Raw genomic sequence first — 22,117 nt, 5'->3', positions numbered from 1 at the left:
TTCTGTGAACGTATATTATACTATATATTAAGAACAAATTAATAAACTCCGAGTCCTGCATTTCCGACGTATGGAGCCGAAAGATATACGGGAAAGCAGGACCAATGGGTATCACTGGGAACAGGGGTGCCTGCCTGATTGCGAAGGAGTCCATTATTATATCGGTAGGTATGATAATGGATTTTTCTGTGTAGAAAAGGAGGTATTTGAAACATGGGGAAACAGCTATTGATTAAACCCGAAAAATGTCTGGGGTGCAGAACATGTGAACTGGTCTGTTCCTTTGGCCACAACGGTGCGTTTAATCCGAGATTTGCCAATGTAAGTGTCATGTCGTATGAGGAGGCAGCTATCAGCATCCCCGTTATGTGTATGCAGTGTGAAGACCCCTGTTGTCTGGAAGTGTGTCCGGTTGGCGCGATTTCACGGGACGACAAAGATGCAGTTGTGATTAACGCAGATAAATGCATCGGGTGCAAGATGTGTATGAATGCGTGTCCTCTCGGCAATATTGGATTTAACACGGAACGGCGGCAGGTACATAAATGTGACCTGTGCGGCGGAGAACCAAAATGTGCAAAATTCTGTCCTACCGGAGCTATTACATATGAAGACCCGGAAGAAGGGATTGACAGAAGGCGTGCAGTTGCTGACCACTTTAAGGATGTATTTGGAGAGGAGGCAAAAGCATGATGAACGGATATATGGGACAAATATTGAGAGTGGATCTGGCATGTGGGAAGATAACGAAAGAACCGCTGAATATGGCGGCGGCCAAAGATTTTGTAGGAGCCAGAGGATTGGGAACAAAGTATTTCTGTGACGAGGCTGACCCAAAAGTAGAACCGCTTGGCCCGGATAACAAGCTTATTTTTATGACAGGGCCTTTGACCGGAACAGCGGCTTCCTGCGGCGGCCGGTACGAGGTAGTAGCTAAGGCGCCTCTTACCGGTACAATTGGTGCAGCCAACTCGGGCGGGCATTTTGGACCGGAACTAAAGTATGCAGGATATGACGGCATTATATTTGAAGGTGCCAGTGACCATCCGGTTTATCTGTATATTAATGACGATACAGTGGAACTTAGAGATGCCAGAGATCTGTGGGGCAGGACAGTTTTTGAGACAACAGACGAACTGAACAAAAGATGCGGGGCTTCCTTCCGGGTATCCTGTATCGGACCTGCGGGTGAGAATCTCTGCCTGTATGCAGGCGTTATGAATGATAAACACCGCGCAGCCGGAAGGGGTGGCCTGGGGGCTGTAATGGGAAGCAAGAAGTTAAAGGCAGTTGTAGTGAAAGGTACAAAATCTATCCGTGTAGCCCGCCCGGAAGGTTTTATGGATGCAATTACCAATGCACGTAAAATGCTGAAGGCACACCCGGTAACAGGAGAGGGGCTCGGAGCTTACGGGACAGAGATTCTGGTCAATATTATCAATGAGTCCGGTGCACTGCCTCTGCGCAATGGCCGCGACGGCTCCGTATTTGCAGATGCAGACAATATTTCCGGCGAGACGCTGGCAGAGAAATATCTGGTTCGGAATAAGGGCTGCTTTGGCTGTTGTATTGGATGTGGGCGTGTCGTTGATATTCCTGACGGTCCCTTCAAATCAAGAGGGGAAGGGCCGGAATATGAGGCAGGATGGTCTTTTGGGGCAGACTGCGGCATTGATGATCTGGAAGCAGTATGCAAAGCGAACTTTATCTGCAATGAATATGGTTTTGACCCGATTACGCTGGGTGCGACCATAGCCTGTGCTATGGAATTATTTGAAGCAGGCCACCTTACAGAAGCAGATACCGGTGGAATTGCCATCCGCTTTGGCGATGCCGCCACTATGGTGAAGCTTGCAGAGCTGACCGGCAAAAACGAAGGCTTTGGAGCGCAGCTGGCACTAGGTTCTTACAGGCTGGCAGAAAAATACGGACATCCGGAACTGTCAATGTCTGTAAAGAAACAGGAAATGCCGGCATATGACGGAAGGGCAATGCAGGGAATCGGTCTGGAATATGCAACGTCCAACCGGGGCGGCTGCCATGTACGCGGATATATGACATCGCCGGAAGTATTAGGCCTTCCAACAAAGATGGATCCTCTTGTGACAGAGGGAAAAGCAGGAATGCTGAAGGTTTTCCAGGACCTGACTGCCTTAATAGACTCTGTAGGAATCTGCCTGTTCACTTCCTTTGCAATTGGTCTTCCGGAAGTTGCAGCCCAGTACAGGGAGGCAGTCGGAAGTGACGAATCAGATGCGGATATCTTATTAAAGGGAGAACGTGTGTGGAATCTGGAGAAGAAATTCAATCTGGCTGCAGGAGTAGAAAAGGATACTCTGCCTCCACGGCTTTTAAGAGAACAGCTTCCGGAAGGACCGGCACAGGGTAAGGTAAATGAACTTCATACCATGCTGGAAGAATACTACCGGGTAAGAGGCTGGGATACAGACGGTGTTCCCACGGCTGAGAAAGACCGGGAACTTGGGCTGTAATCCAGAATGCCGGATCGCTGTATTTGGGGAAGGCTGTCCTTCCCCAAAAAGAAAGGACAGAAAATGCAGATAAAATTTTTTGCATATCTACGTGATTATACCGGCTGTAAGATAACGGATTTTCCTTATCAGGAAGATATTTATCAGCTTGCACATGCACTGTGCGATAAATATGGAGACAAACTTCGCGGGAAGATGCTTTCGCCGGATGGGGAAGATTTAGGAGAAGAGATTATTATCCTTGTGAACGGAAGACATGTGGCACATCTGGGAGGAATCCATGCAAAACTGGTGCCTTCAGATATTGTGTCTATTTTTCCGGTTGTAGCAGGGGGATAAAGGTGGTGTAAATATTGGAGGTATCCAGAGAGAATATTGAAGAGTTAATCCACTCTTATGAGTGCAGTCAGAGACATGCCCTGGCAATCATGCAGGATATGCAGAGGAGATACCAGTATATTCCGAGGGAAGGCCTTAATGCGCTTGCCAAGTACCTCGGATGTCCGGTGTCTTCCCTTTATGCTATGGCTACTTTTTATAAAGCATTAAGTCTTGTGCCGAAAGGAGAGCATATTATTAAGTGCTGTGACGGGACTGCATGCCACATCCGCGGGGCATCCACACTGATAGACGGGGTGGAGAGGGAACTTGGCATTTCACCGGGAGAGACGACCAGTGACGGTCTTTTTTCTTTTGAGACGGTAAACTGTCTTGGTTCCTGTGCGATGGCCCCGGTACTGGTGGTGGATGATGTGTATTATGGCAGGGTAACACCGGAAAAGCTCAAAGGAATCATACAGACGGTCCGGGAAGGTGGTGCGAAGTAAGTGAAAAAACAGATCTTAATCTGCTGCGGCACCGGCTGCCGTGCCAATGGAAGCATGAAAGTGGCTGAGGCCCTGAATCAGGCTGTGAAAAGCCATAATGGAAATGCTAAGGTTATAGCAGACATCAAGACAACAGGATGTCACGGTTTTTGTGAAAATGGCCCAATTGTTAAAATTCTGCCTGATAATCTGGTATACTATAAAGTAAAGCCGGAGGATTCAGACGAGATCGTCGAAAAAAGTGTACTGGGGGAAGAAGAGATAGGACGCCTGATGTATAAAGATGATTCCGGCAGGCCGGTCCGCTCCCAGGAAGAAAATCCTTTTTATGCACATCAGTATAAAATGGTGCTGCGCGATGTAGGGGAGATTGACCCGGAGAATATCGGAGATTATCTGGAAAGGGGGGGATATGAAGCATTAAGGAAAGCAGTGTCCATGTCCCAGGATGAAATTATTGATGAGGTGGAAAAATCCGGAATAAGGGGAAGGGGCGGTGCGGGATTTCCGGCAGGACGGAAATGGCGGACTGCGAAAGGGTACGATAATTTTCCCAAATATGTGGCATGCAACGGGGATGAAGGAGATCCGGGAGCGTTCATGGACTGCTCCATACTGGAAGGAAATCCCCACTCCGTTATTGAAGGCCTGGCAATTGCAGCGATTGCAGTGGGGGCCAAAGAGGGCTTTTTCTATATCAGGGATGAATATGACCTTGCGGTAAAACGTATTAAAAAAGCCATTCAGAATGCAGAAGAAAGGGGGATCATTGGAGCATCCGTAATGGGCTCGGAATATTCTTTGAAGCTATCGGTAGTCCGGGGCGGCGGAGCGTTTGTCTGCGGGGAATCAACGGCCCTTATGGCCTCTATTGAAGGCAGGGTGGGGGAACCGCGGGCAAAATATATCCGTTCTGTCCAAAGGGGACTCTGGAACCAGCCCACCGTGTTAAATAATGTGGAGACGCTGGCAAATATTCCGAAAATCATTCTGGAGGGCGGAGAAAAATTTGCCGCTACAGGAACAAAGGGGAGCACTGGCACGAAAGTATTTTCCCTTGTTGGTAAAGTGAAAAGGACGGGGCTCGTGGAAGTGCCTATGGGAACGACCTTAAGGCATCTGATTTACGATATCGGCGGTGGGATTATTGGAAACCGGCCATTTAAGGCGGTTCAGACCGGAGGTCCTTCCGGGGGATGCATCCCGGAATCCATGCTGGACCTGGAGGTTGATTTTGATTCTCTGGCAAGTTATGGTGCCATGATGGGTTCCGGCGGCATGATTGTCATGGATGACAGGAGCTGCATGGTGGAGGTAGCCAGATATTATACAAACTTCCTGTGTGAAGAGAGCTGTGGAAAATGCACGCCTTGCAGGGAAGGTTTAAGGAGGATGCTGGAAATCCTTACAGATATCTGTGAAGGCAGGGGCAGGGAAGGAGATATTGAACTGCTTGAACGTCTGGGCCATACGATGCAGGAGGCATCCCTGTGCAGTCTGGGCAAGACGGCAGCCAATCCGGTGCTGACAACAATACAGTATTTCCGGGAGGAGTATGAGGCACATATCAGGGAAAAGAGATGTCCGGCAGGGGTATGCAAAAATCTGACATGTTTTGAAATTGAGGCAGAAAAATGTACCGGATGTGGTATGTGTGCCAGAGGATGCCCGGTGGATGCGATCAGTGGCGGGAAGAAAGAAGTACATATCATTGACGCATCAAAATGCATTGCCTGCGGAAGCTGCCGTGAAACTTGTAAATTTGATGCGGTCAGGACTGGTGCCCGGCAGAATGTGATAGAAGGGAGGCAGGCTGTATGACGGAATTTCAACCGGATAACCAGATACAAATTGAAATCAATGGAAGGGCCTGTACCTGCACAAAAGGGGAGTTTCTTCTGGAAGCAGCGAGGAGGAACGGTTTCTATATCCCCACACTCTGCCATCATCCGGGAATCGCAGAACAGGGGTGCTGCAGGGTGTGCCTCGCAGAAGTGGTGGAAAACGAAAGGAGTAAGATTGTGGTATCTTGTGTCTACCCGGTAGAGAAGCCCTGTAAAGTATATACAGACAGTGAACGGGTGAAAGAAGACCGGAAAGTAGTGTTGATGCTCCTTGCCCTGCGGGCCCCCGAAAGCACGGAGATACAAGCTCTGTGCAGACAGTACGGGGTCATGGACGGAAGCCGTTTTAAACCCATTGAGGGGGAGAAATGCATCATGTGCGGCCTTTGTGCAAGAGCCTGTGCAAGTCTGGGGACCGGGGCTATTTCAACGGTTTTAAGGGGAACGTCAAAAAAGATATCTACACCCTATGATGAACCTTCAGATGCCTGCGTGGGATGCCTTAGCTGTACCAGGGTGTGTCCTGTGGATGCCATTCCCTATACTGAGGATGAAACAAAGAGGAGCATCTGGGGAAGGGAGTTCCCTCTTGTACACTGTCAGGAATGCGGGGCGGTTATAGGGACCAGAGAAGAGATTGCCCTTGCTGCAGGGAAAAGCGGGGAAGAGGTACAGGACCTGTGCCCGGAGTGCAGGAAGAAAAAGATGTCGGATGTGATGGCACATACCTATGGCACAGAGTGAAAAATAAAATAACATATTGATTGCAGGAATTCGAGCTTTGCCATCTAAAGTATCCCGGAGGATAATATCCGGGATGCCATGATGGAAAGCCAATGGGTATGTTCCGAAAGGAGGATGCCTTCCGTATTTGAAAAGAATATCCGCACTGAATCCCTACGGGGATCGTATTGCGTGGTCTTCTTTTTCAAGAGGCCATTTTTTATTCCCGGTAGCTTTGACTTTATATGATGGCCTGCTGTAAATATTACATGGAATTTGAAAAGGAGGAAAATTTATGAAGAAGAAATTATTAGCAATTTTAGTTGCTGTAGCGATGTGCGTTTCTCTGGCTGCATGCGGAGGAAACGGGGAAGAGAAGAAAGAGGAGAAAAAGGAGACAAAAGCGGCGACAGAAGAACAGAAGGAAGATAAGGCCGGGGATAAGGGGCGGCTCATGATGGCAACCACGACCAGTACGGAAGATACCGGGCTTTTAGATTATCTGAAGCCTATCTTTAAAGAAGATACCGGCTGGGATCTGGAATGGAATGCAGTAGGAACAGGAGAGGCGCTTAAGATGGGCGAAAATGGCGATGTGGACGTGGTACTGGTCCATGCAAAAGCCAGTGAAGAAGAATTTATTGCCAATGGCTTCGGAGTAGAGCGGTTCCCTGTTATGTATAATGATTTTGTAGTAATTGGTCCGAAAGAGCCGATTGCAAAGACAGATGATATCAATGCAGTATTCACGCAGATTATCAATGACCAGCTTCCATTCGTATCCAGGGGTGATGATTCCGGTACGGATAAAAAGGAAAAGAAAATCTGGGAGAATTTAAGTCTTGATCCGGCATCGGATCCGAATTATATAGAATCCGGACAGGGCATGGGGGCAACCATTACGATGGCAGACGAGCAGAAAGCGTACTGCCTGACAGACAGGGGAACATGGTTAAAGCAGAGCAAAGATGCAACGCTGGAAAGTGAACTGGAAATTGTCTGTGAAGGAGATGCCAATCTTTTGAATCAATATGGTGTCATTGCAGTCAGCCCTGAAAAATATCCAGAGCTTAATAATGAAGGGGCAAATGATTTTATCGAGTGGATTTGTTCAGATAAAATCCAGAAGCTGATTGGTGAATATGGAATTGATGAGTATGGACAGGCATTATTCACACCAAATGCAGGGACAGATTCTTAGTTACTGTTTACAACGTAATATGATGGATTGCAGCGGGGGAAGGATAATATGTTGGAATGGCTGAAAAGTGTAGTATCGGATGCAGGAATAATAAGTGCGGTCAAGGTGACGTTTATCATGGCAGTTTCCTCGACTGCCATCTCATCTGTACTGGGAATCTTATTTGGGCTTTTGCTGGAACGTTTTTCCTTTCCCGGTAAAAAAATCATTGTCCGGATCAACAGGACACTTATGGGAGTGCCCCCGGTTGTGGCGGGACTGGTCGTGTACCTTCTTATTATGCGGAGGGGGCCTTTAGGCCCTCTGTCGCTTTTATTCACTATTAAGGGGATGGTAATCGCCCAGGTTCTGATTATTACCCCGATCATAAGCGGCATGATTTATTCTTATGCCAGAAAATCGGCCCCGTCAATCAGGGTGTTTGCCGTAACTATGGGGGCGACAAGATGGCAGACGGCAAAACTGATTATCAGGGAATTGAGAAAAGAAATCTATTTCTGCATGGTAACCGGATTCGGCAGATCAATCAGTGAAGTAGGGGCTGTGATGCTTGTAGGCGGAAATATTAAAGGCCGGACCCGTACCATGACTACGACGATTTCCCTTCTAAAGAGCCAGGGGATATTTACGGAAGGGGTGGCCCTGGGGATTTTGCTGCTTGTAATGGCATTTATCCTGCAGTGGATTTGTGACCTGCTTCAGAAAGAAGGGGAGGAAGATGAGAATTACTAATCTTGAAAAGACGATCGGGAAGTTCCATATGGAAGTGAACGATTTCTATATAGAGCCGGGGAAAATACATGGCATTGTAGGGCCTAACGGCTGCGGGAAAACGGTGTTCCTGAAAATGCTGGCCGGAATTATCACGCCGGATAAAGGGATACTTGATTATGAAGGGCTCTCATCCCGTGATATTACGATGATGTCCCAGCAGCCCTATCTTATGCATACTTCTGTGTATGAGAACCTGGTATATCCCCTGAAAATCAGAGGGACCCGCCCGGATGAGGATGAGATTGATGAAATGTTAAACCGCGTTGGACTTAGGGAACAGAAAAACCAGTATGCCAGGTCATTGTCCAGCGGAGAACGCCAGAAGCTGTCTTTCCTTAGGGCTGTTATATTCAAACCAAAGCTGATTATGGTGGATGAGACATTGTCCAATCTGGATTCGGAGAGTGAAGAGATGTTTGTAGGAATAATTAGTGAGATTCAAAAGGAAAGGCCTATCACCTGGCTGATTGTGAATCACCAGATGGATCATATATACCAGCTCTGTGACGAGATACACTACATGGAAAAAGGAAGGTTTGTAAAAAAATGAAGCTGCTTAAGGTTGATACGATTGATGAGGCCCGCAGGAAAATTGCTGATGCGGTAAAGGAAAAGGGCAGGAAAACGGTAAAGAAAGGGATACTGGATGCAGTGGGGTATGTACTGGCGGAAGATATCTGCTGCAGTGAACCGGTACCTGCGTTTCGCAGGTCTACAGTAGATGGTTATGCGGTGAGGTCTCTGGACACAGGAGGGGCGTCGGAAAATATGCCGGTATTCCTAAAGATCACCGGTGAAGTACAGATGGGCTGTCCGGCAGAAATGAAACTTCATGCAGGGGAGTGTGTCTATGTCCCTACCGGGGGCATGGTTCCGGATGGGGCAGATGCTATGGTTATGGTGGAATTCTGTGAGCTATTTTCAAGTGAGGAAGCAGCGGTGTACAAGGCCGCGTCCTGCGGAGCGCATGTAGTACAGGCAGGAGAAGACATGAAGGCTGGGGAAGCTGTCTTAAAAAGGGGAAGGAAAATAAGGCCTCAGGAAGCGGGAGCCCTGGCAGCACTTGGAATTACCGGGGTACAGGTATATGAGCCCTTTTGCATCTCTATTATATCCACGGGAGATGAACTGGTATCCCCGCAGGAAGTACCGTCTCCGGGACAGGTCCGGGATATTAACACTTATGGCCTGCATGCCCTGGCTTTAAAGTTAAATTTCCGTATACAGCATGAGACGGTCTTAAGGGATGACCGAACCCTTCTTAAAAACACAGTGAAAAGTTTTATGCCGGACAGTGATATCGTGGTGGTATCGGGAGGAAGCTCTCAGGGGAAAAAGGATGTGACAGCATCCGTCATAGAAGAGATTGCAAGTGAAGGCGTATTTACCCACGGTCTTGCATTAAAACCGGGGAAACCTACAATTACCGGCTATGATGAACCATCCGGGACATTACTTTTGGGGCTGCCGGGACATCCGGCTGCCGCGATGATGGTATTTGAGATTCTGGCAGGATGGCTCTGGCGTGAACTAACAGGAGAAAAAGAAGCCTTCGGAATCACGGCGGTCATGTCTACCAACCTTCCGTCAGCGCCCGGCAGGCAGACATGCCAGCTTGTAAAACTGAAAAAGGAAGAAGACGGGCAAAATGTGGCGGTTCCCGTACTGGGCAGTTCCGGGCTTATAACGATTCTCACAAAAGCAGACGGTTATGTCATTACCGGGGAGCATGCAGAAGGACTGAAAAAGGGAGAACAGGTAACGGTATACCTGTTTTGATAGACGAAGGGAAGGGGAAGGAATATGGGCAGGAGAAATTTATATTTGAATACGATCCCGGCAGAAGAAGCGGCGGCTATTTACAGAAATGCTGTCCTTAAGGTGATGCACTGGGAGACACAGATGGTTAAGACAGAGGAAAGTCTGGGGAGGATCACGGCGTCGGCAGTGTATGCAAAGTACTGCTCCCCCCTTTACAATGCGGCGGCTATGGATGGTATTGCAGTCATATCCGCACATACAGCTACGGCTTCGGAAGTGACCCCTCTCGTTTTGAAACAGGGAGTGGATTATCAGATTGTCGATACAGGCGATCCGGTGCGTATGCCCTATGATGCCGTGATTATGGCGGAAGACCTGCTTGATGCAGAAGAAGACAGTGTGAAAATTACAGCCTCGGTTCCAGCCTGGCAGCATATCCGTCCCGTGGGAGAAGATATCGTGGCCGGGGAGATGCTGCTGGCAGGAAATCATAAAATCCGCCCCATTGATATTGGCGTTCTCCTGAGTGGGGGAATTGTGGAGATAGAAGCCATAAAGAAACCTAAGGCAGGCATTATCCCTACAGGCACAGAAATCATAGAGGCAGATCAGGTGCCCCGGGAGGGAGATATTATTGAATCCAATTCCCGGATGTTTGCGGCGATGACAGAAAGCTCAGGCGGGATTCCGAGACGCTATCCGCCCATCCCGGATGACTATGAAAAAATAAAGCATGCGGTACAAAAGGCAGTGAAAGAAAATGATATTGTTATTGTAAATGCAGGTTCCAGCGCAGGGACAGAGGATTATACGGTGCATATCTTAAAAGAGCTGGGCGAGGTACTTGTCCACGGGGTGGCAATCAAGCCCGGTAAACCCGTAATTCTGTCCATTGTAGAAGGTAAACCTGTGATTGGACTTCCCGGATATCCTGTATCCGCATATATTGATTTTGAAAATTTCGTCCGTCCGGTTATGGACCTGTATTCCGGGGAAATGAACTCATCAAGGAATGTGATGAAAGCCGTTTTGTCCAAGCGTCTTGTGTCCTCCTTAAAACATAAGGAATATGTCCGTGTGAAAGTGGGAAAGGTGGATGACCGTTTTGTGGCATCCCCCCTTGCCAGAGGCGCAGGTGCCGCGATGAGCCTTGTCCGCGCCGACGGGTTCTGTATTATAGAAAAAAACAGTGAAGGATATGAGGCCGGGGAGACGGTAAGTGTTGAGTTATTCAGGGATATTGAAGAAATCAGTAATACGGTGGTAGCGATCGGAAGCCATGACTTAATTCTGGATATTCTGGCAGACAGGATGCCCCTTGCCCATCCGGGAATATATCTTTCCAGCACCCACGTAGGCAGTATGGCCGGCCTGATGGCATTAAAGCGAAGAGAAGCGCACATTGCCCCCACACATCTTCTGGATGAAGATACAGGTGTTTACAATATACCTTATCTGAAGAGGCTGTTTAGTGACAGAGATATGGTGCTGATCAAGGGAGTCAGGCGAATTCAGGGAATCATTGTGAAAAAAGGCAACCCACTGGGAATCAAAGAAATCCGTGACCTCACCGGGGTAAACTACGTGAACCGCCAACGGGGGGCGGGAACAAGAGTTTTCCTTGACTACAAATTAAAAGAAGCGGGAATTGCCCCTTCAGAAGTCAACGGGTACGACAGAGAGGCGGCAACACACATGGCAGTAGCCGCCCTGGTGAAAAATGGCGGCGCAGATGCAGGTATGGGAATTTATTCCGCTGCTAAAGCAATGGATCTGGATTTCATCCCGGTGGGAGAGGAAGAATATGATTTTGCCACGGAAAAGAAAAATATGGAGCTGCCGAAGATGCAGGCATTCATAGAAGTGCTGAAAAGCAGCGGATTTAAAGAAAAGGCTATGACAATAGGAGGGTATGAACTCAGCATGGCAGGGGAAATCATTGAAGTATAAAGGAGACAAAGTTTGATGGAATACGTAAACAAAAGAAACCCTATTCTTCCTCCCGGATACCATGTGCCGGATGGAGAAGCGCACGTGATGCCAGATGGGAAACTGTATGTGTATGGCAGTTATGATGCGCTGGATATGGCATACTGCAGTCAGGAGTATCATGTTATATCTACTAAGGATATGGAGCACTGGACGGTTCATGATGTGGCATTTAAGGCGCAGGATGTGCCGTGGATGGGAGATCCTGAGGCGGAACATTATCCGGGGATCGACTGGTATCATCCGACTCCGTTTCTTCAGAAGATGATCGATGCAATGCCAGAGGAGGCGAAGACAGAAAACGTTGAAGCACAGTATACAGATGCAGGGGAACGAGAGCAGGAGCTTCTGTTCGCCCCGGACTGTATCAGCCGCGGCGGAAAATATTATTTATATTTCTGTTTATCTGATGACAGTGAAGGTGTTGCGGTATCTGACAGGCCGGAAGGGCCGTTTAAAGATCCTGTCCGGCTTCCATGTGGAGGGATTGACCCTGCTGTTTTCATTGATGATGACGGACAGGCATATTATTACTGGGGACAGGTCTTCGCACATGGAGCAAAACTAAATGATGATATGGTATCCATTGACACGGACAGTGTCGTCGATGATATTGTGACAGAGGAAAAGCACTATTTTCACGAGGGATCATCCATGCGTAAAATCGGTGATACCTATTACTATGTCTATGCGGATATGGAGAGGGGAAAGCCCACCTCTTTGGGATATGCTACAGGGAAGAATCCCCTTGGACCGTTTACATACAGGGGCATCATCATTGATAATGACGGATGTGACCCGCAAAGCTGGAATAACCACGGCTCAATCGAGTGTGTGGAAGGGCGGTGGTATGTATTCTACCACCGCTGCAGCAGGGGGACACAGCAGCACAGGAGGCTGTGCGTTGAGAAACTCACAGTTAATCCCGACGGCTCGATTGATGAAGTAAAGATGACCTCCCAGGGGATCGGAGAACCGTTCGCGCCTGGAGAAAAGATTATGGGATATCAGGCATGCTCTCTGAAAGGAAACTGCTATATTGATGTTGACAATGACCACGGTTATGAAGAAAAACTGACGAATATATGTGATGCCGATGAGGCTGTGTTCCGTTATGTAAAAAGTGAAACCTCGTGGAAGAGGATTGAACTTACCTGCTTTGGAAATGGCACGGCCGCTGTATTCCTGAATGGGGAAAAGGCGGGAGAAGTAAGTATTTCAGGGGAAAAAGGAAATGTGCATACGGTCAGCGCTCCGATTACTATGGACGCGGGAGAGTATGAGCTCATGCTGCGGTTTGAAAATCCGGAAGGGATGGAATTACTGGAGGTCAGATTATTTTCGGATAAAAGGGGAGATATATGATTTACCAAGGAAAGGCACGGGGGATTCCTCCGTGCCTTTCCTGTCTTATGACATGCTAAAGTGGTGCTGCCACCTTAAATTTTCCGTTTCCGAGTTCCTTCAAAGTTCCATCCGGCAGTTTCAGCCCAGCAGATGTATTGGCCGGGATGCTGCCTGTGACGAGTACTTTATCCCCGTCTTTCTCCCATTTCAGTTTGATCGTGCCGTGCGGACAGTGATAACTTCCCTCTGCCCACTCAAACGGGCATCCATATTCCGGTGAGATCAGAATTCTGTCATATGCGATTCCGGCGTTCTGAAGCCCGAGCACCCTGCGGTACAGGAAGTCGCCGACGCAGCCGAATGCGTAGTGGTTAAAGGAGCATCCCGCCAGTTCCCCGTCCGGACGGACGGCATCCCAGTTCTCCCATATGGTCGTCGCGCCCTGTCGGATCTCATACAGCCAGGAGGGGCATTCTGTCTGGAGGAGAACCTTCCATGCAGTGTCCTGATATCCATATTCACATAAAATATCCAGCAGGTGCGGCGTGGACATGAATCCGGTATCGAGACGGAAACGGTTTGCCGCGACCAGTTCATCCAGGCGTGCAGCCAGCAGCGGCTCTTTTTCGGCAGAGACCATATGGTGTTTCAGGGCCAGAATGTAATTGCCCTGCATTTCCTGACCGAGACGTCCGTCCGGGGATACATATTCCTCCTCGAACGCCTGACGTACCCTTGCGGCGTAAGCCCGGTATTTCTTTGCATTTTTCTTGTGTCCGAGCAGTTCGGAGATCTCTGCATACATATCTGCGTCGGCAGCGAGAAGGCTGCTTCCTACATAGTTCATCGTCAGGAATGCGGAGGCGGGGCCGTCCGTAAATCCCTGTTCGTTTACGACACTTGGGATAATCCAGTCACCGAAGTGGAAGCCGCTGTTTATCAGGTAATGCTGATTCTCAAGGCTGCGTCCGGCGGCAGGAGTATCTACAGTGGGAGCGCTGATAGTATTCGAGGGCATCGGGAGTTCGTCGGCAGCCTGTACCATCGCTTCCATCCATTTTCCCATTGCTTCATAATTAGCGGCAAGAGCATCTTTGTTTCCGCGCAGTTCGTAAAGCTGAATAGGCAGGGTCATGATCACGTCTCCCCAACCGAGAGATCCGGCGTAGGCCTGCTGTACATAGTTTTTGATTTGTGGAACAGTCCCGAGGATGTGTCCATTCTCCATCTGCTCTGCGCGTATGCTTTTCAGCCAGTCCTCATAGAATGCAGTCATGTCCTGATTAAAAAGGGCGGTCGCTCCGTAAACGAAGACGTCCCCGGTCCAGCCGGCCTTTTCACGGGTAGGGCAGTCGGTCGGGATTGTGATATTGTTAGAGCGCTGGCTCCAGTAAATATTGCTCTGCAGCTGGTTTATCTGCTCATTTGAACAGCAGAAGGTTCCGGTTACCTCGTTATCCGTGCTGACAGCGAGGGCAGTAAAATCCTCTTTCTTCCAGTCAGTGCCGCCTGTTACGCGTACATAACGGAACCCGTGGTATGTAAAATGCGGTTCAAATGTCTCGTATTCTGCTTCGCCGCAGATGTAGGTGTCTTTCTGCTCTTTGTTTGTTCCCGAGAAACAGTAGAAATAATTTCCGTCTTTATCAAGCTGTTCTCCGTGTTCAAACGTAATCTCTGTTCCTGTGGGTTCATGAACCTGTACACGGATCACTCCGGCAAGATTCTGGCCGAAATCAATGATTGTATCGCCGTTTGGAGCAGTCAGGATTTCCCGGGCAGGAACCTCTTTGAACACACGGGCAAGGGGGCTGGCCTGTGCCTCCAGAGTCTTGTCGGGAGAGGACTTCACCTGAGCTGTTTTCCATGCAGAATCGTCATATCCTGACAGAGAAGGGTCTCCGTCATCCATACGTGCATCGAACACTTCCCCGAGGAAGAGATCCGCGGTGCGGACCGGCCCGTCAAAGGAATATTTCCAACCCTCACCGGAAGTAACAATTTGCTGTGTACCGTCCGGACCCGTGAGTTCCAACTGCAGAAGTAGTCCAGGAACTTCTCCATACTCGCAGCCTCTTCCGATCGCAATCTTACCCTTGTACCAGCCGTCGGCGACAGTAGCCGCAATAGCGTTTTGACCGGGGCAGATCAGGCTGTCCACATTGTAGACCTGATATTTCAATCGTTTGTCATAAGTCGTGAATCCGGGATTAAGCAGACTATCTGTGACTGGTTTTCCATTGATTTTTACTTCGTACATGCCGTGGGCTGTGACATACAGACGTGCCTTTACGGCGGGGGATGCAGAGACGAAAGTATGGCGCAGGCGGACGGCGGGATCGTAGGGTTCAAGTGGGAGCCCGTCCAGAATATCGCCCTCCAGCTTCATTTCCACCGGCTCACCCCTCATCATAGCGGCCAGAGAAGTCTCCCACTCCTGCCGGGCGGTCAAAAGCGGATTAACAGAAAGCTGCGGGAGCGGGTCCGGCTCGATCCAGCGGGCCTTCCAGCCGGAGAGATCGAAGAAAGCCGTCTCAAAAGCATGTTCCCCGCTTTCGGCCGTTTCTCCGGTATTTGTCCGGACAGAGATCTTGTAAGTATAGACAGAAGCGGACTTGAGTTCTGTTCCTTCATAGGGGATCCCGGTCGAATCAGAGCTGTTTCGGACACCGCTGTCCCACATAAGATTTCCGCTTTCGTCACGGACGATGATCTGATATGAAGCCTGAAAGATATTGTTTTCCTGTGCTTCAATCTCCCACGAGATACGAGGATGCCAGCAGTCTAAAGAGATGGGGTGATGTGTAAATTCACAGGTTACATTTTGAATATTCATGAAAGATACCTCCTATATTATAAATAATGACTGTATTTTAACAGTACAGAGAGGATTGTTATTGTAAATATGGAGATAAAATTGTAAATATTGAAAAGTTCATACCGAATAGATATCCTCTATACTTTGTGTGTATGATTGCGGTACTGAAGCGGCGTCATACCATACATTTTCTTGAATACATTCTGGAAATAAGACTGGCTGGAGAAGCAGAGGTAATTACTGATCTCGCTCAGTGTCTTATTGGAATAAGTGAGCAGACTCTTCGCCTCTTCGAGACGGCATCTCATAATAAAGCTGCTTACATCAAAGCCCAGTTCCTTTTTAAACTTGCCTGTCAGGTAGGAACGGCTCCTGCCGATATGTTCCGCGACATCGCCAACCTGGATTGGCTCATTGACGTGGTGGGAGATGAACTGGATGCATTTAAAGATCTCCGGCGACATGTCCTGTGGGATCTTATTTTGTGCAACACGCTCCGTGAAGTCGGTCAGCATACTGTAGTTCAGTGCAGAAACCTGTGTGATGTTCTGGGAACGCTCACATTCCTGAATATAGATGTCGGATAACATGTAAGCCTGCTCCATATCCATGCCACCGGCGATGGCGCTGCGTGTTGCAAGTGTTGTCATGCTAATGAAGATATTTTTTTCCTGACGCAGGGAATTGTCGGCTACGATCCCGCCGGAGAGCTGGGGAGTCGCTTTGAGGATTGCTTTCAGCTTTTCAGTATCGCCGCTCTGGATGCACTGTGTCAGCCGGCGCTCGAAATCCCATGTGTTGTGGAAATGCTGGTTTTCCTTTGCATTTATGACCTGATCAGAATGAAGCGTGGAAAATTCTCCGATGGCATTCGTATTCTCAATCCCGAAATGTTCTCCTACATCGATCTCCTCATCATTGACAGACAGATGTAGATACGCCAGAGTGTGCAGAAAGCGGTTGAAGGAGATCAGCGGCGTATTGGACAGAAAGCGGGAAATCTCTTCCCTGTATTCAGGATCAATGGCCCATTCCTGCATGAAATGACGGATGGTAAGTTCTGATACCGGAGTACTGAAGACTGGGCCGACCGTAAAGAAGCTCCCGTCCCTGACTGACCGGATAGAACCAAAATAGCCGAACGACTGTGAGATATAATATTCCGGATTTTTTTGAAAATGAAACAGGCTGGACAGGTCATTTTGAAAGAGTGACTGGTTTCCAAGTATGGAGGGAAATGAGAATATATTCCCGGATGGAGCCTGATAACAGGTGATGGGGACGGAGGTGGTGGCATAAAACAGGCGGCAGAATGCTTCTAAATCTGTGATCATATCGGATGCTCCTTTGTTTTTCCTTTTATTATAGTGCAGAATTGTCGACCCGTAAAGCCAAAATTACAATATTAAAAACGATATCATAATACAAAAGACATATAAACTGATATGTTATAGAAAACAAGTTAAAAACTGATGCCAATAAAGGCAGCAGGGCATAAGGAGGAAAAAATGGTTTACGATCTTACAATCGAGTACAGAGACAATCCGGTCGGGCTGGATGAGAGGCCCCGTTTTTCATGGAAAATTGAGAATACGGGACAGGACATTATACAGACAGACTATCAGATACTGGTCATAAGCGGCGGCAGGATGATGTGGGACAGTGGAAGGGTGAAGAGCAGCCAGTCTGTTCTTGTGCCATACCGGGGAGAAGCATTAAAGCCGTTTACAGAGTATCAGGTTCAGGTGAATGTATGGAATAATTATGGCAGGTTCGGCCAGATGTCAGGATGTTTTGAGACAGGCATTATCGGGGAGGAGAACTGGAACGGGGAGTGGATCACACATACGCTTCCGGCCGAAGAGACTGCGTGCCCAATCTTTGTGAAGCGTTTTAAGGCAGAGAAGCCGGTTAAGAAGGCGAGGCTGTATGCAACGGCGTGCGGCGTGTACGAGGTATGCGTCAACGGAGAGAAAGCGGGAGAACAGTTTATGGCTCCGGGATGGACGTCCTATCACAACCGCATCCAGTACCAGACGTATGATATTACAGAACTGCTTGGACCTTCAGAAAATGAGATCACTATTAAGATTGGAAACGGCTGGTACAGGGGCGAACTCGGATTTGATGTGAAACCAGATCATTATGGAAACAGGACGGCGCTTACGGCGATGGTTCACGTCGAATATGAGGATGGAGAGTTGCTTAAATTCGGCACAGATACTGATTGGGAGGTTGAAACAGGGGAAATCCGGTTCTCTGAAATTTATCATGGAGAGACACAGGACTTTACGGCCGGGAGAACTCAGGCGGGACAGGCGGTTTTATTTGAGGAGAAAGACCGCACCGGCCACATTACTGCTCAGGAGTCGGAGCCTGTCCGCGTGACGAAGCGGTTTGAAGTGAAAGAGAAGATCGTGACTCCGAAAGGGGAAGTGGTATTTGACTTTGGACAGAACATGGCGGGACTTGTGGAAGTGAGGCTTCCAGAGACTGAGAGTGGAAAGCTGGTGATCCGGCATGCGGAGACGCTGGACAAGGACGGGAACTTCTACACGGAAAACCTGCGCACGGCAAGATGTACGGATACCTATATTTATGGAAGCGATCAGGTGGGAATGACAGTGATGCCACATTTTACATTCCACGGTTTCCGTTATATCTGTGTGGAAGGAGCGGGGACTGAAGTGGGAGCGGAATATTTCACTGCATGCGCGATGTGCACGGATATGCCGCAGACAGGAAAGTTTTCCACAGATAATGAGCTGGTGAATCAGCTTCAGAGTAACATCCAGTGGGGACAGAGAGGAAACTTTCTGGATATCCCGACGGACTGCCCGCAAAGAGACGAGCGCCTTGGGTGGACGGGTGATGCACAGGTATTCTGCGGTACGGCTTCCTACAACTTCAATACAGCGCTGTTTTTCCGGAAATGGCTGCGTGACATGGCGGCGGAGACAACGGACGAGTGGGGCGTACCCCATGTGGTCCCAAACATCCTTGGCGATCAGGCGGGAGCCGCGGCATGGAGTGACGCCGCGACTATCATACCGTGGACGCTCTATCAGGTTTACGGAGATAAGGAGATGCTAAAGGAACAGTATCCCATGATGAAACAGTGGGTAAATTATATCCATTCGAAAGCGTCGGACAACAGATTGTGGCAGAACGGGTTCCAGTATGGGGACTGGCTGGCGCTTGATATTGAGTCAGGAAGTACGGACCGCACGGGCGGTACGGACAAATATCTTGTCGCAAACGCGTACTATGCATATTCTGCGAGGATTGTCCGGGATGCGGCCAGAGCACTGGAATATAAAGAAGATGAAAAGACATATGGAGATTTATATGAAGAAATCGTAACAGCTATTAACAGGGAATTTGTGACAGCGGGCGGACGGCTCGTAAGTGAGACGCAGACAGCATGTGTGTTGATGCTCTACTTTGATCTTGTGAAACCGGAATTCCGGGAACGTATCCTGCATATTCTGGAGACAAATATCGGAGCACACCACAATCATCTGACGACGGGATTTGTAGGAACGCCCTATCTGTGCCACTGTTTGTCGGAAAACGGACTGCATGATCTTGCAGATGAAATCTTTATGAAAGAAGATTTTCCAGGATGGTTCTACGCTGTGAAGAAAGGCGCGACGACGATCTGGGAACGCTGGAACTCGGTACTCCCGGATGGGGACTTTGATAAATCAGGCATGAACTCTTTGAACCACTATGCGTATGGCTCTATTGGAAGCTGGCTCTATGAGAAGGCAGCGGGGATCCGGTGTGCGGAGCCGGGGTACAGAAAGATCCGTATACAGCCGATCCTGACGAAGGGCATGACGGAGGTGTCCGCTTCTTTTGAGTCCATGTACGGAACGATCCGGAGCTCATGGACATGCAGAGAAGGGAAGATCTGCGTAGATGTGGAGATTCCCGCTAATACGACTGCTGTGATCTGTCTGCCGGAGAAAGAAGAGGAGATCGAGACCGGATCCGGACGGTATCACTACGAATATGAGACGGTGACAAGTCTGGACCTGGAAAAATATACGGTGGAGTCGACCTTCGGGGAACTGGTGGCGGAGGATCTGGGACGGCAGATGTTCGAACACATGGCGCCTGGAATTCTGGACAGTCCGATGATTAAATTCGCATACGGGATGACAATCTCGGAGCTGCTTGTGCAGGCTCCGGACGCGAAACCAATGTATATCGCGGTCATTAGCGCGCTGAACGAGAAATATAGAAATGAAAACCAGATTACAAGTATTTAATCAAAATTACAATACGGAAGCGTGAGACTGTGGTAAATTGATACCATCAGATCTGAACCGGAGAAAAAGGAAAGAGGAGAAAAATAATGAGTAGGAAACCATTAGGAAAAGATAAAGACGGCATCCAGAAAGTGATGCGCTTTGGTGATTATCTCGGAGATGCTGCAGGGCAGTTTACGCTGAACGCAATCAGCGGTCTGGTCGGACAGCTTACATATTTTTATACCGATAAGGTTGGCTTGGCAGCAGGGGCAGTCGGTACAGCCTTTCTGATCGTTAAGTTAATAGATGCATTTACCGATCTTATCATGGGATACATTGTAGACCACACGAAACCGGGGAAAGAGCGTTACCGCCCGTGGCTTCTTAAGATGTCGGTACCCGCAGCGGTTATGATTGTACTTTTGTTCACCGTGCCGGCGAATGTTAGTTCAACGATGCAGATGGTTTACATGTTTATCACAAACTTTCTGCTAACGGCAGTGATCTATACGGCGCTCTGTATTCCATACGCATCTCTTATGGTCGTCAGGACCGCCAGTCAGCAGGAGAGAGGAAACATGGGAACATGGCGCGCAGGGGCGGGTTATGTATCCGGTATGATCATCGCGGTGGCAATCATTCCAATCACGAATATGCTCGGTGGTGATCAGGCGGCATGGATCAAATTCAGTGCAGTGCTTGCCGTTGTCGCTGTAATCTGCCTGCTGATTACATGGAAGACGGGCAAGGAGACAAACCCCGTCATGGAAGCGGAAAATAATGCAGGAGTGCAGGATGAGGCACTTCCGTTTAAAGAAGCAATTACTAACCTGTTTCACAATAAATACTGGGTCATGGTCCTTATCATGGGACTGGCGGTAAATATTACATACGGACTTGCCAACTCAGCCGGAACTTATTATGCGAAATGGATCTACGGAAACGATAATCTCGTCGGTATTCAGGGAGCGATCGGTATGATCCCAACAATACTTGGGTTTATACTCGTAGGGCCGATGATCAAAAAGCTGGGCGTCACAAAGACTTTGAAAGTGTCGTTCTTTATCGGAATGGCGGGGAACGCCCTGCGTCTGCTTAATCCGTACAATTTTGTATACAACACAGTGCTTGGATGCTTCGGAACATTTGCCAACATCCCGATGATGTGCCTTCTTGGAGTCCTGACAGCGATGACGATTGACTACAATGAATACAAATTCAACAACCGTATGCTGGCATCGTCTCAGGCGGCCTGCGGTTTTGGAAGCAAGGTAGGAAACGGACTTGGGGCATCTTTGGTTGCATGGTGCCTTGCAATCGCATCTTATAATCCGGAGGCAGCAGTGGCTTCTACGGCGGTAAAACAGGCAGTCTTTACATTTAATATTTATGTGCCGCTGATCCTGTTTACGGTGCTGTTTATCTTATCAATCAAATTTGACCTTGAGAAGAAACTGCCGCAGATCCATGCAGAGATTGCCCAGAGGAAAGATCAGGCAAAATAATGGGAAAATCAAATCGCAAAGAGAGGGAATGGATTATGATCAGAGAGCGGTATAACCTATGGAAAGAAGGGGAAATCGTTGCTAAGAAATTCTATGAGAAAGGTCATCAGACATTCGTGTGTACATACACCGTCAATATAACGGGAGCTGCACCCCTGAAAGACCAGCCTGCAAAAGATCTTGCACGGGCGTCACGGGCTCTCCCTTGCGGATCAGGACTGGGCGGAGGAAAACTATGGGGAGCCGTATACACTGGAACAGGCATTGGGTCTTGTGAAGATGGTGAAGAGCGGGCAGATTCCGTGTGAAGAGGAAGAAAAAAAGGCAGCTTTTGGAGGCTTTTGACTTTAATGATGAGAGCAGAGAGATTCCGCTAATACGGAAGTACCGCTCCTAAGCTATGGCAGTAGGCATTAGCTATGACAGGACAGAAAAAAAGCATCAGTGTAAAGTTGAAGTTTTAAAGGAGTCCGAAATATAAAAGGACTGGTAAGAAAAACAACGGAATTGATTAGATTGTACAAAAAAGAAGCTGTGTCACGCAGCTTCTTTTTCTGTATGGCCTGATACCTTCAAT

17 protein-coding genes and 2 riboswitches are annotated in these 22,117 nt (G+C 48.5%); of the genes, 15 read left to right on the top strand and 2 right to left on the bottom strand.

Annotated features, from left to right (window positions below):
* The first annotated feature begins 34 nt into the window (after positions 1 to 34).
* Positions 35 to 165, top strand: a riboswitch (molybdenum cofactor riboswitch).
* A gap of 48 nt (positions 166 to 213) precedes the next feature.
* From DWX43_RS04675 to DWX43_RS04620, 12 genes are all read left to right on the top strand, one after another.
* Complete coding sequence (locus DWX43_RS04675; protein ID WP_118619125.1) at positions 214 to 693, top strand: 4Fe-4S dicluster domain-containing protein; 480 nt, start codon at positions 214 to 216, stop codon at positions 691 to 693.
* Positions 693 to 2,492 carry an aldehyde ferredoxin oxidoreductase family protein gene (locus DWX43_RS04670; protein WP_207666083.1) on the top strand — a complete coding sequence of 600 codons (1,800 nt, stop codon included), beginning with the start codon at positions 693 to 695 and terminating at the stop codon, positions 2,490 to 2,492. Before DWX43_RS04675 ends, DWX43_RS04670 begins: the two co-directional genes overlap by 1 nt.
* Positions 2,493 to 2,555: 63 nt before the next feature.
* Complete coding sequence (locus DWX43_RS04665) at positions 2,556 to 2,831, top strand: MoaD family protein (RefSeq protein ID WP_109729839.1); 276 nt, start codon at positions 2,556 to 2,558, stop codon at positions 2,829 to 2,831.
* Positions 2,832 to 2,845: 14 nt separating this feature from the next.
* Positions 2,846 to 3,319 carry an NADH-quinone oxidoreductase subunit NuoE gene (gene nuoE / locus DWX43_RS04660; RefSeq protein WP_242995923.1) on the top strand — a complete coding sequence of 158 codons (474 nt, stop codon included), beginning with the start codon at positions 2,846 to 2,848 and terminating at the stop codon, positions 3,317 to 3,319.
* The gene (locus DWX43_RS04655; protein ID WP_118619121.1) at positions 3,320 to 5,140 is read left to right on the top strand and encodes an NADH-ubiquinone oxidoreductase-F iron-sulfur binding region domain-containing protein; all 1,821 of its coding nucleotides are present in this window, start codon (positions 3,320 to 3,322) and stop codon (positions 5,138 to 5,140) included. It abuts the gene before it with no gap.
* A complete protein-coding gene (locus DWX43_RS04650; RefSeq protein ID WP_118619119.1) occupies positions 5,137 to 5,907 on the top strand; it encodes a 2Fe-2S iron-sulfur cluster-binding protein in 771 nt (256 codons plus the stop codon). The genes DWX43_RS04655 and DWX43_RS04650 overlap by 4 nt, the downstream gene beginning before the upstream one ends.
* Positions 5,908 to 5,923: 16 nt before the next feature.
* A riboswitch (molybdenum cofactor riboswitch) is annotated at positions 5,924 to 6,061 on the top strand.
* Positions 6,062 to 6,181: 120 nt separating this feature from the next.
* On the top strand, positions 6,182 to 7,087 hold the full coding sequence (locus DWX43_RS04645; RefSeq protein WP_118619117.1) for a substrate-binding domain-containing protein: 906 nt from the start codon (positions 6,182 to 6,184) through the stop codon (positions 7,085 to 7,087).
* A gap of 48 nt (positions 7,088 to 7,135) precedes the next feature.
* The gene (locus tag DWX43_RS04640) at positions 7,136 to 7,819 is read left to right on the top strand and encodes an ABC transporter permease (protein ID WP_118619115.1); all 684 of its coding nucleotides are present in this window, start codon (positions 7,136 to 7,138) and stop codon (positions 7,817 to 7,819) included.
* Entirely contained in the window at positions 7,806 to 8,411 is a 606-nt protein-coding gene (locus DWX43_RS04635) for an ABC transporter ATP-binding protein (protein ID WP_118619113.1), read from the top strand. Before DWX43_RS04640 ends, DWX43_RS04635 begins: the two co-directional genes overlap by 14 nt.
* Positions 8,408 to 9,640: a gephyrin-like molybdotransferase Glp gene (glp, locus tag DWX43_RS04630; RefSeq protein WP_118619111.1), complete on the top strand. Its 1,233-nt coding sequence runs from the start codon at positions 8,408 to 8,410 to the stop codon at positions 9,638 to 9,640. The genes DWX43_RS04635 and glp overlap by 4 nt, the downstream gene beginning before the upstream one ends.
* Before the next feature lie 24 nt (positions 9,641 to 9,664).
* Positions 9,665 to 11,572 carry a molybdopterin biosynthesis protein gene (locus DWX43_RS04625; RefSeq protein ID WP_118619109.1) on the top strand — a complete coding sequence of 636 codons (1,908 nt, stop codon included), beginning with the start codon at positions 9,665 to 9,667 and terminating at the stop codon, positions 11,570 to 11,572.
* Between the two features lie 15 nt (positions 11,573 to 11,587).
* Positions 11,588 to 12,976, top strand: coding sequence for a family 43 glycosylhydrolase (locus tag DWX43_RS04620; RefSeq protein WP_243099255.1), 1,389 nt, complete (start codon positions 11,588 to 11,590; stop codon positions 12,974 to 12,976).
* Positions 12,977 to 13,031: 55 nt separating this feature from the next.
* Here DWX43_RS04620 and DWX43_RS04615 read toward each other — a convergent pair whose 3' ends face one another.
* Together DWX43_RS04615 and DWX43_RS04610 are read right to left on the bottom strand one after the other, a co-directional pair.
* The gene (locus DWX43_RS04615) at positions 13,032 to 15,794 is read right to left on the bottom strand and encodes an alpha-L-rhamnosidase (protein ID WP_118619105.1); all 2,763 of its coding nucleotides are present in this window, start codon (positions 15,792 to 15,794) and stop codon (positions 13,032 to 13,034) included.
* Between the two features lie 119 nt (positions 15,795 to 15,913).
* Positions 15,914 to 17,110, bottom strand: a complete 1,197-nt coding sequence (locus DWX43_RS04610) for a helix-turn-helix domain-containing protein (protein ID WP_118619103.1) — start codon at positions 17,108 to 17,110, stop codon at positions 15,914 to 15,916.
* 174 nt (positions 17,111 to 17,284) lie between these two features.
* On the opposite strand from DWX43_RS04610, the gene DWX43_RS04605 reads away from it, so the two are divergent.
* From DWX43_RS04605 to DWX43_RS04595, 3 genes are all read left to right on the top strand, one after another.
* Complete coding sequence (locus DWX43_RS04605) at positions 17,285 to 20,053, top strand: family 78 glycoside hydrolase catalytic domain (RefSeq protein WP_118619101.1); 2,769 nt, start codon at positions 17,285 to 17,287, stop codon at positions 20,051 to 20,053.
* Between the two features lie 86 nt (positions 20,054 to 20,139).
* Complete coding sequence (locus DWX43_RS04600; RefSeq protein WP_118619099.1) at positions 20,140 to 21,540, top strand: glycoside-pentoside-hexuronide (GPH):cation symporter; 1,401 nt, start codon at positions 20,140 to 20,142, stop codon at positions 21,538 to 21,540.
* Positions 21,540 to 21,848 (top strand): hypothetical protein, encoded by a 309-nt coding sequence (locus DWX43_RS04595; RefSeq protein ID WP_118619097.1) that lies wholly within the window; start codon positions 21,540 to 21,542, stop codon positions 21,846 to 21,848. Before DWX43_RS04600 ends, DWX43_RS04595 begins: the two co-directional genes overlap by 1 nt.
* The last annotated feature ends 269 nt before the right edge of the window (positions 21,849 to 22,117 follow it).

Origin of the sequence: Clostridium sp. AF19-22AC (assembly GCF_003479085.1) — a bacterium.
In the GTDB taxonomy this organism is placed as follows: Bacteria; Bacillota; Clostridia; order Lachnospirales; family Lachnospiraceae; genus Faecalicatena_A; species Faecalicatena_A orotica.
The sequence above is the reverse complement of the archived record's forward strand: the minus strand, read 5'-3'. Positions and strand labels throughout refer to the sequence as shown.

Bases quoted from the DNA above. Each gene is read 5' to 3' on its own strand.
- glp (WP_118619111.1), top strand. From the start codon at position 8,408: ATGAAGCTGCTTAAGGTTGATACGATTGATGAGGCCCGCAGGAAAATT.
- DWX43_RS04620 (WP_243099255.1), top strand. From the start codon at position 11,588: ATGGAATACGTAAACAAAAGAAACCCTATTCTTCCTCCCGGATACCAT.
- DWX43_RS04615 (WP_118619105.1), bottom strand. From the start codon at position 15,794: ATGAATATTCAAAATGTAACCTGTGAATTTACACATCACCCCATCTCT.
- DWX43_RS04595 (WP_118619097.1), top strand. From the start codon at position 21,540: ATGGGAAAATCAAATCGCAAAGAGAGGGAATGGATTATGATCAGAGAG.
- DWX43_RS04650 (WP_118619119.1), top strand. From the start codon at position 5,137: ATGACGGAATTTCAACCGGATAACCAGATACAAATTGAAATCAATGGA.
- DWX43_RS04645 (WP_118619117.1), top strand. From the start codon at position 6,182: ATGAAGAAGAAATTATTAGCAATTTTAGTTGCTGTAGCGATGTGCGTT.
- DWX43_RS04610 (WP_118619103.1), bottom strand. From the start codon at position 17,110: ATGATCACAGATTTAGAAGCATTCTGCCGCCTGTTTTATGCCACCACC.
- DWX43_RS04625 (WP_118619109.1), top strand. From the start codon at position 9,665: ATGGGCAGGAGAAATTTATATTTGAATACGATCCCGGCAGAAGAAGCG.
- DWX43_RS04670 (WP_207666083.1), top strand. From the start codon at position 693: ATGAACGGATATATGGGACAAATATTGAGAGTGGATCTGGCATGTGGG.
- DWX43_RS04665 (WP_109729839.1), top strand. From the start codon at position 2,556: ATGCAGATAAAATTTTTTGCATATCTACGTGATTATACCGGCTGTAAG.
- DWX43_RS04605 (WP_118619101.1), top strand. From the start codon at position 17,285: ATGGTTTACGATCTTACAATCGAGTACAGAGACAATCCGGTCGGGCTG.
- DWX43_RS04600 (WP_118619099.1), top strand. From the start codon at position 20,140: ATGAGTAGGAAACCATTAGGAAAAGATAAAGACGGCATCCAGAAAGTG.
- DWX43_RS04640 (WP_118619115.1), top strand. From the start codon at position 7,136: ATGTTGGAATGGCTGAAAAGTGTAGTATCGGATGCAGGAATAATAAGT.
- DWX43_RS04675 (WP_118619125.1), top strand. From the start codon at position 214: ATGGGGAAACAGCTATTGATTAAACCCGAAAAATGTCTGGGGTGCAGA.
- DWX43_RS04635 (WP_118619113.1), top strand. From the start codon at position 7,806: ATGAGAATTACTAATCTTGAAAAGACGATCGGGAAGTTCCATATGGAA.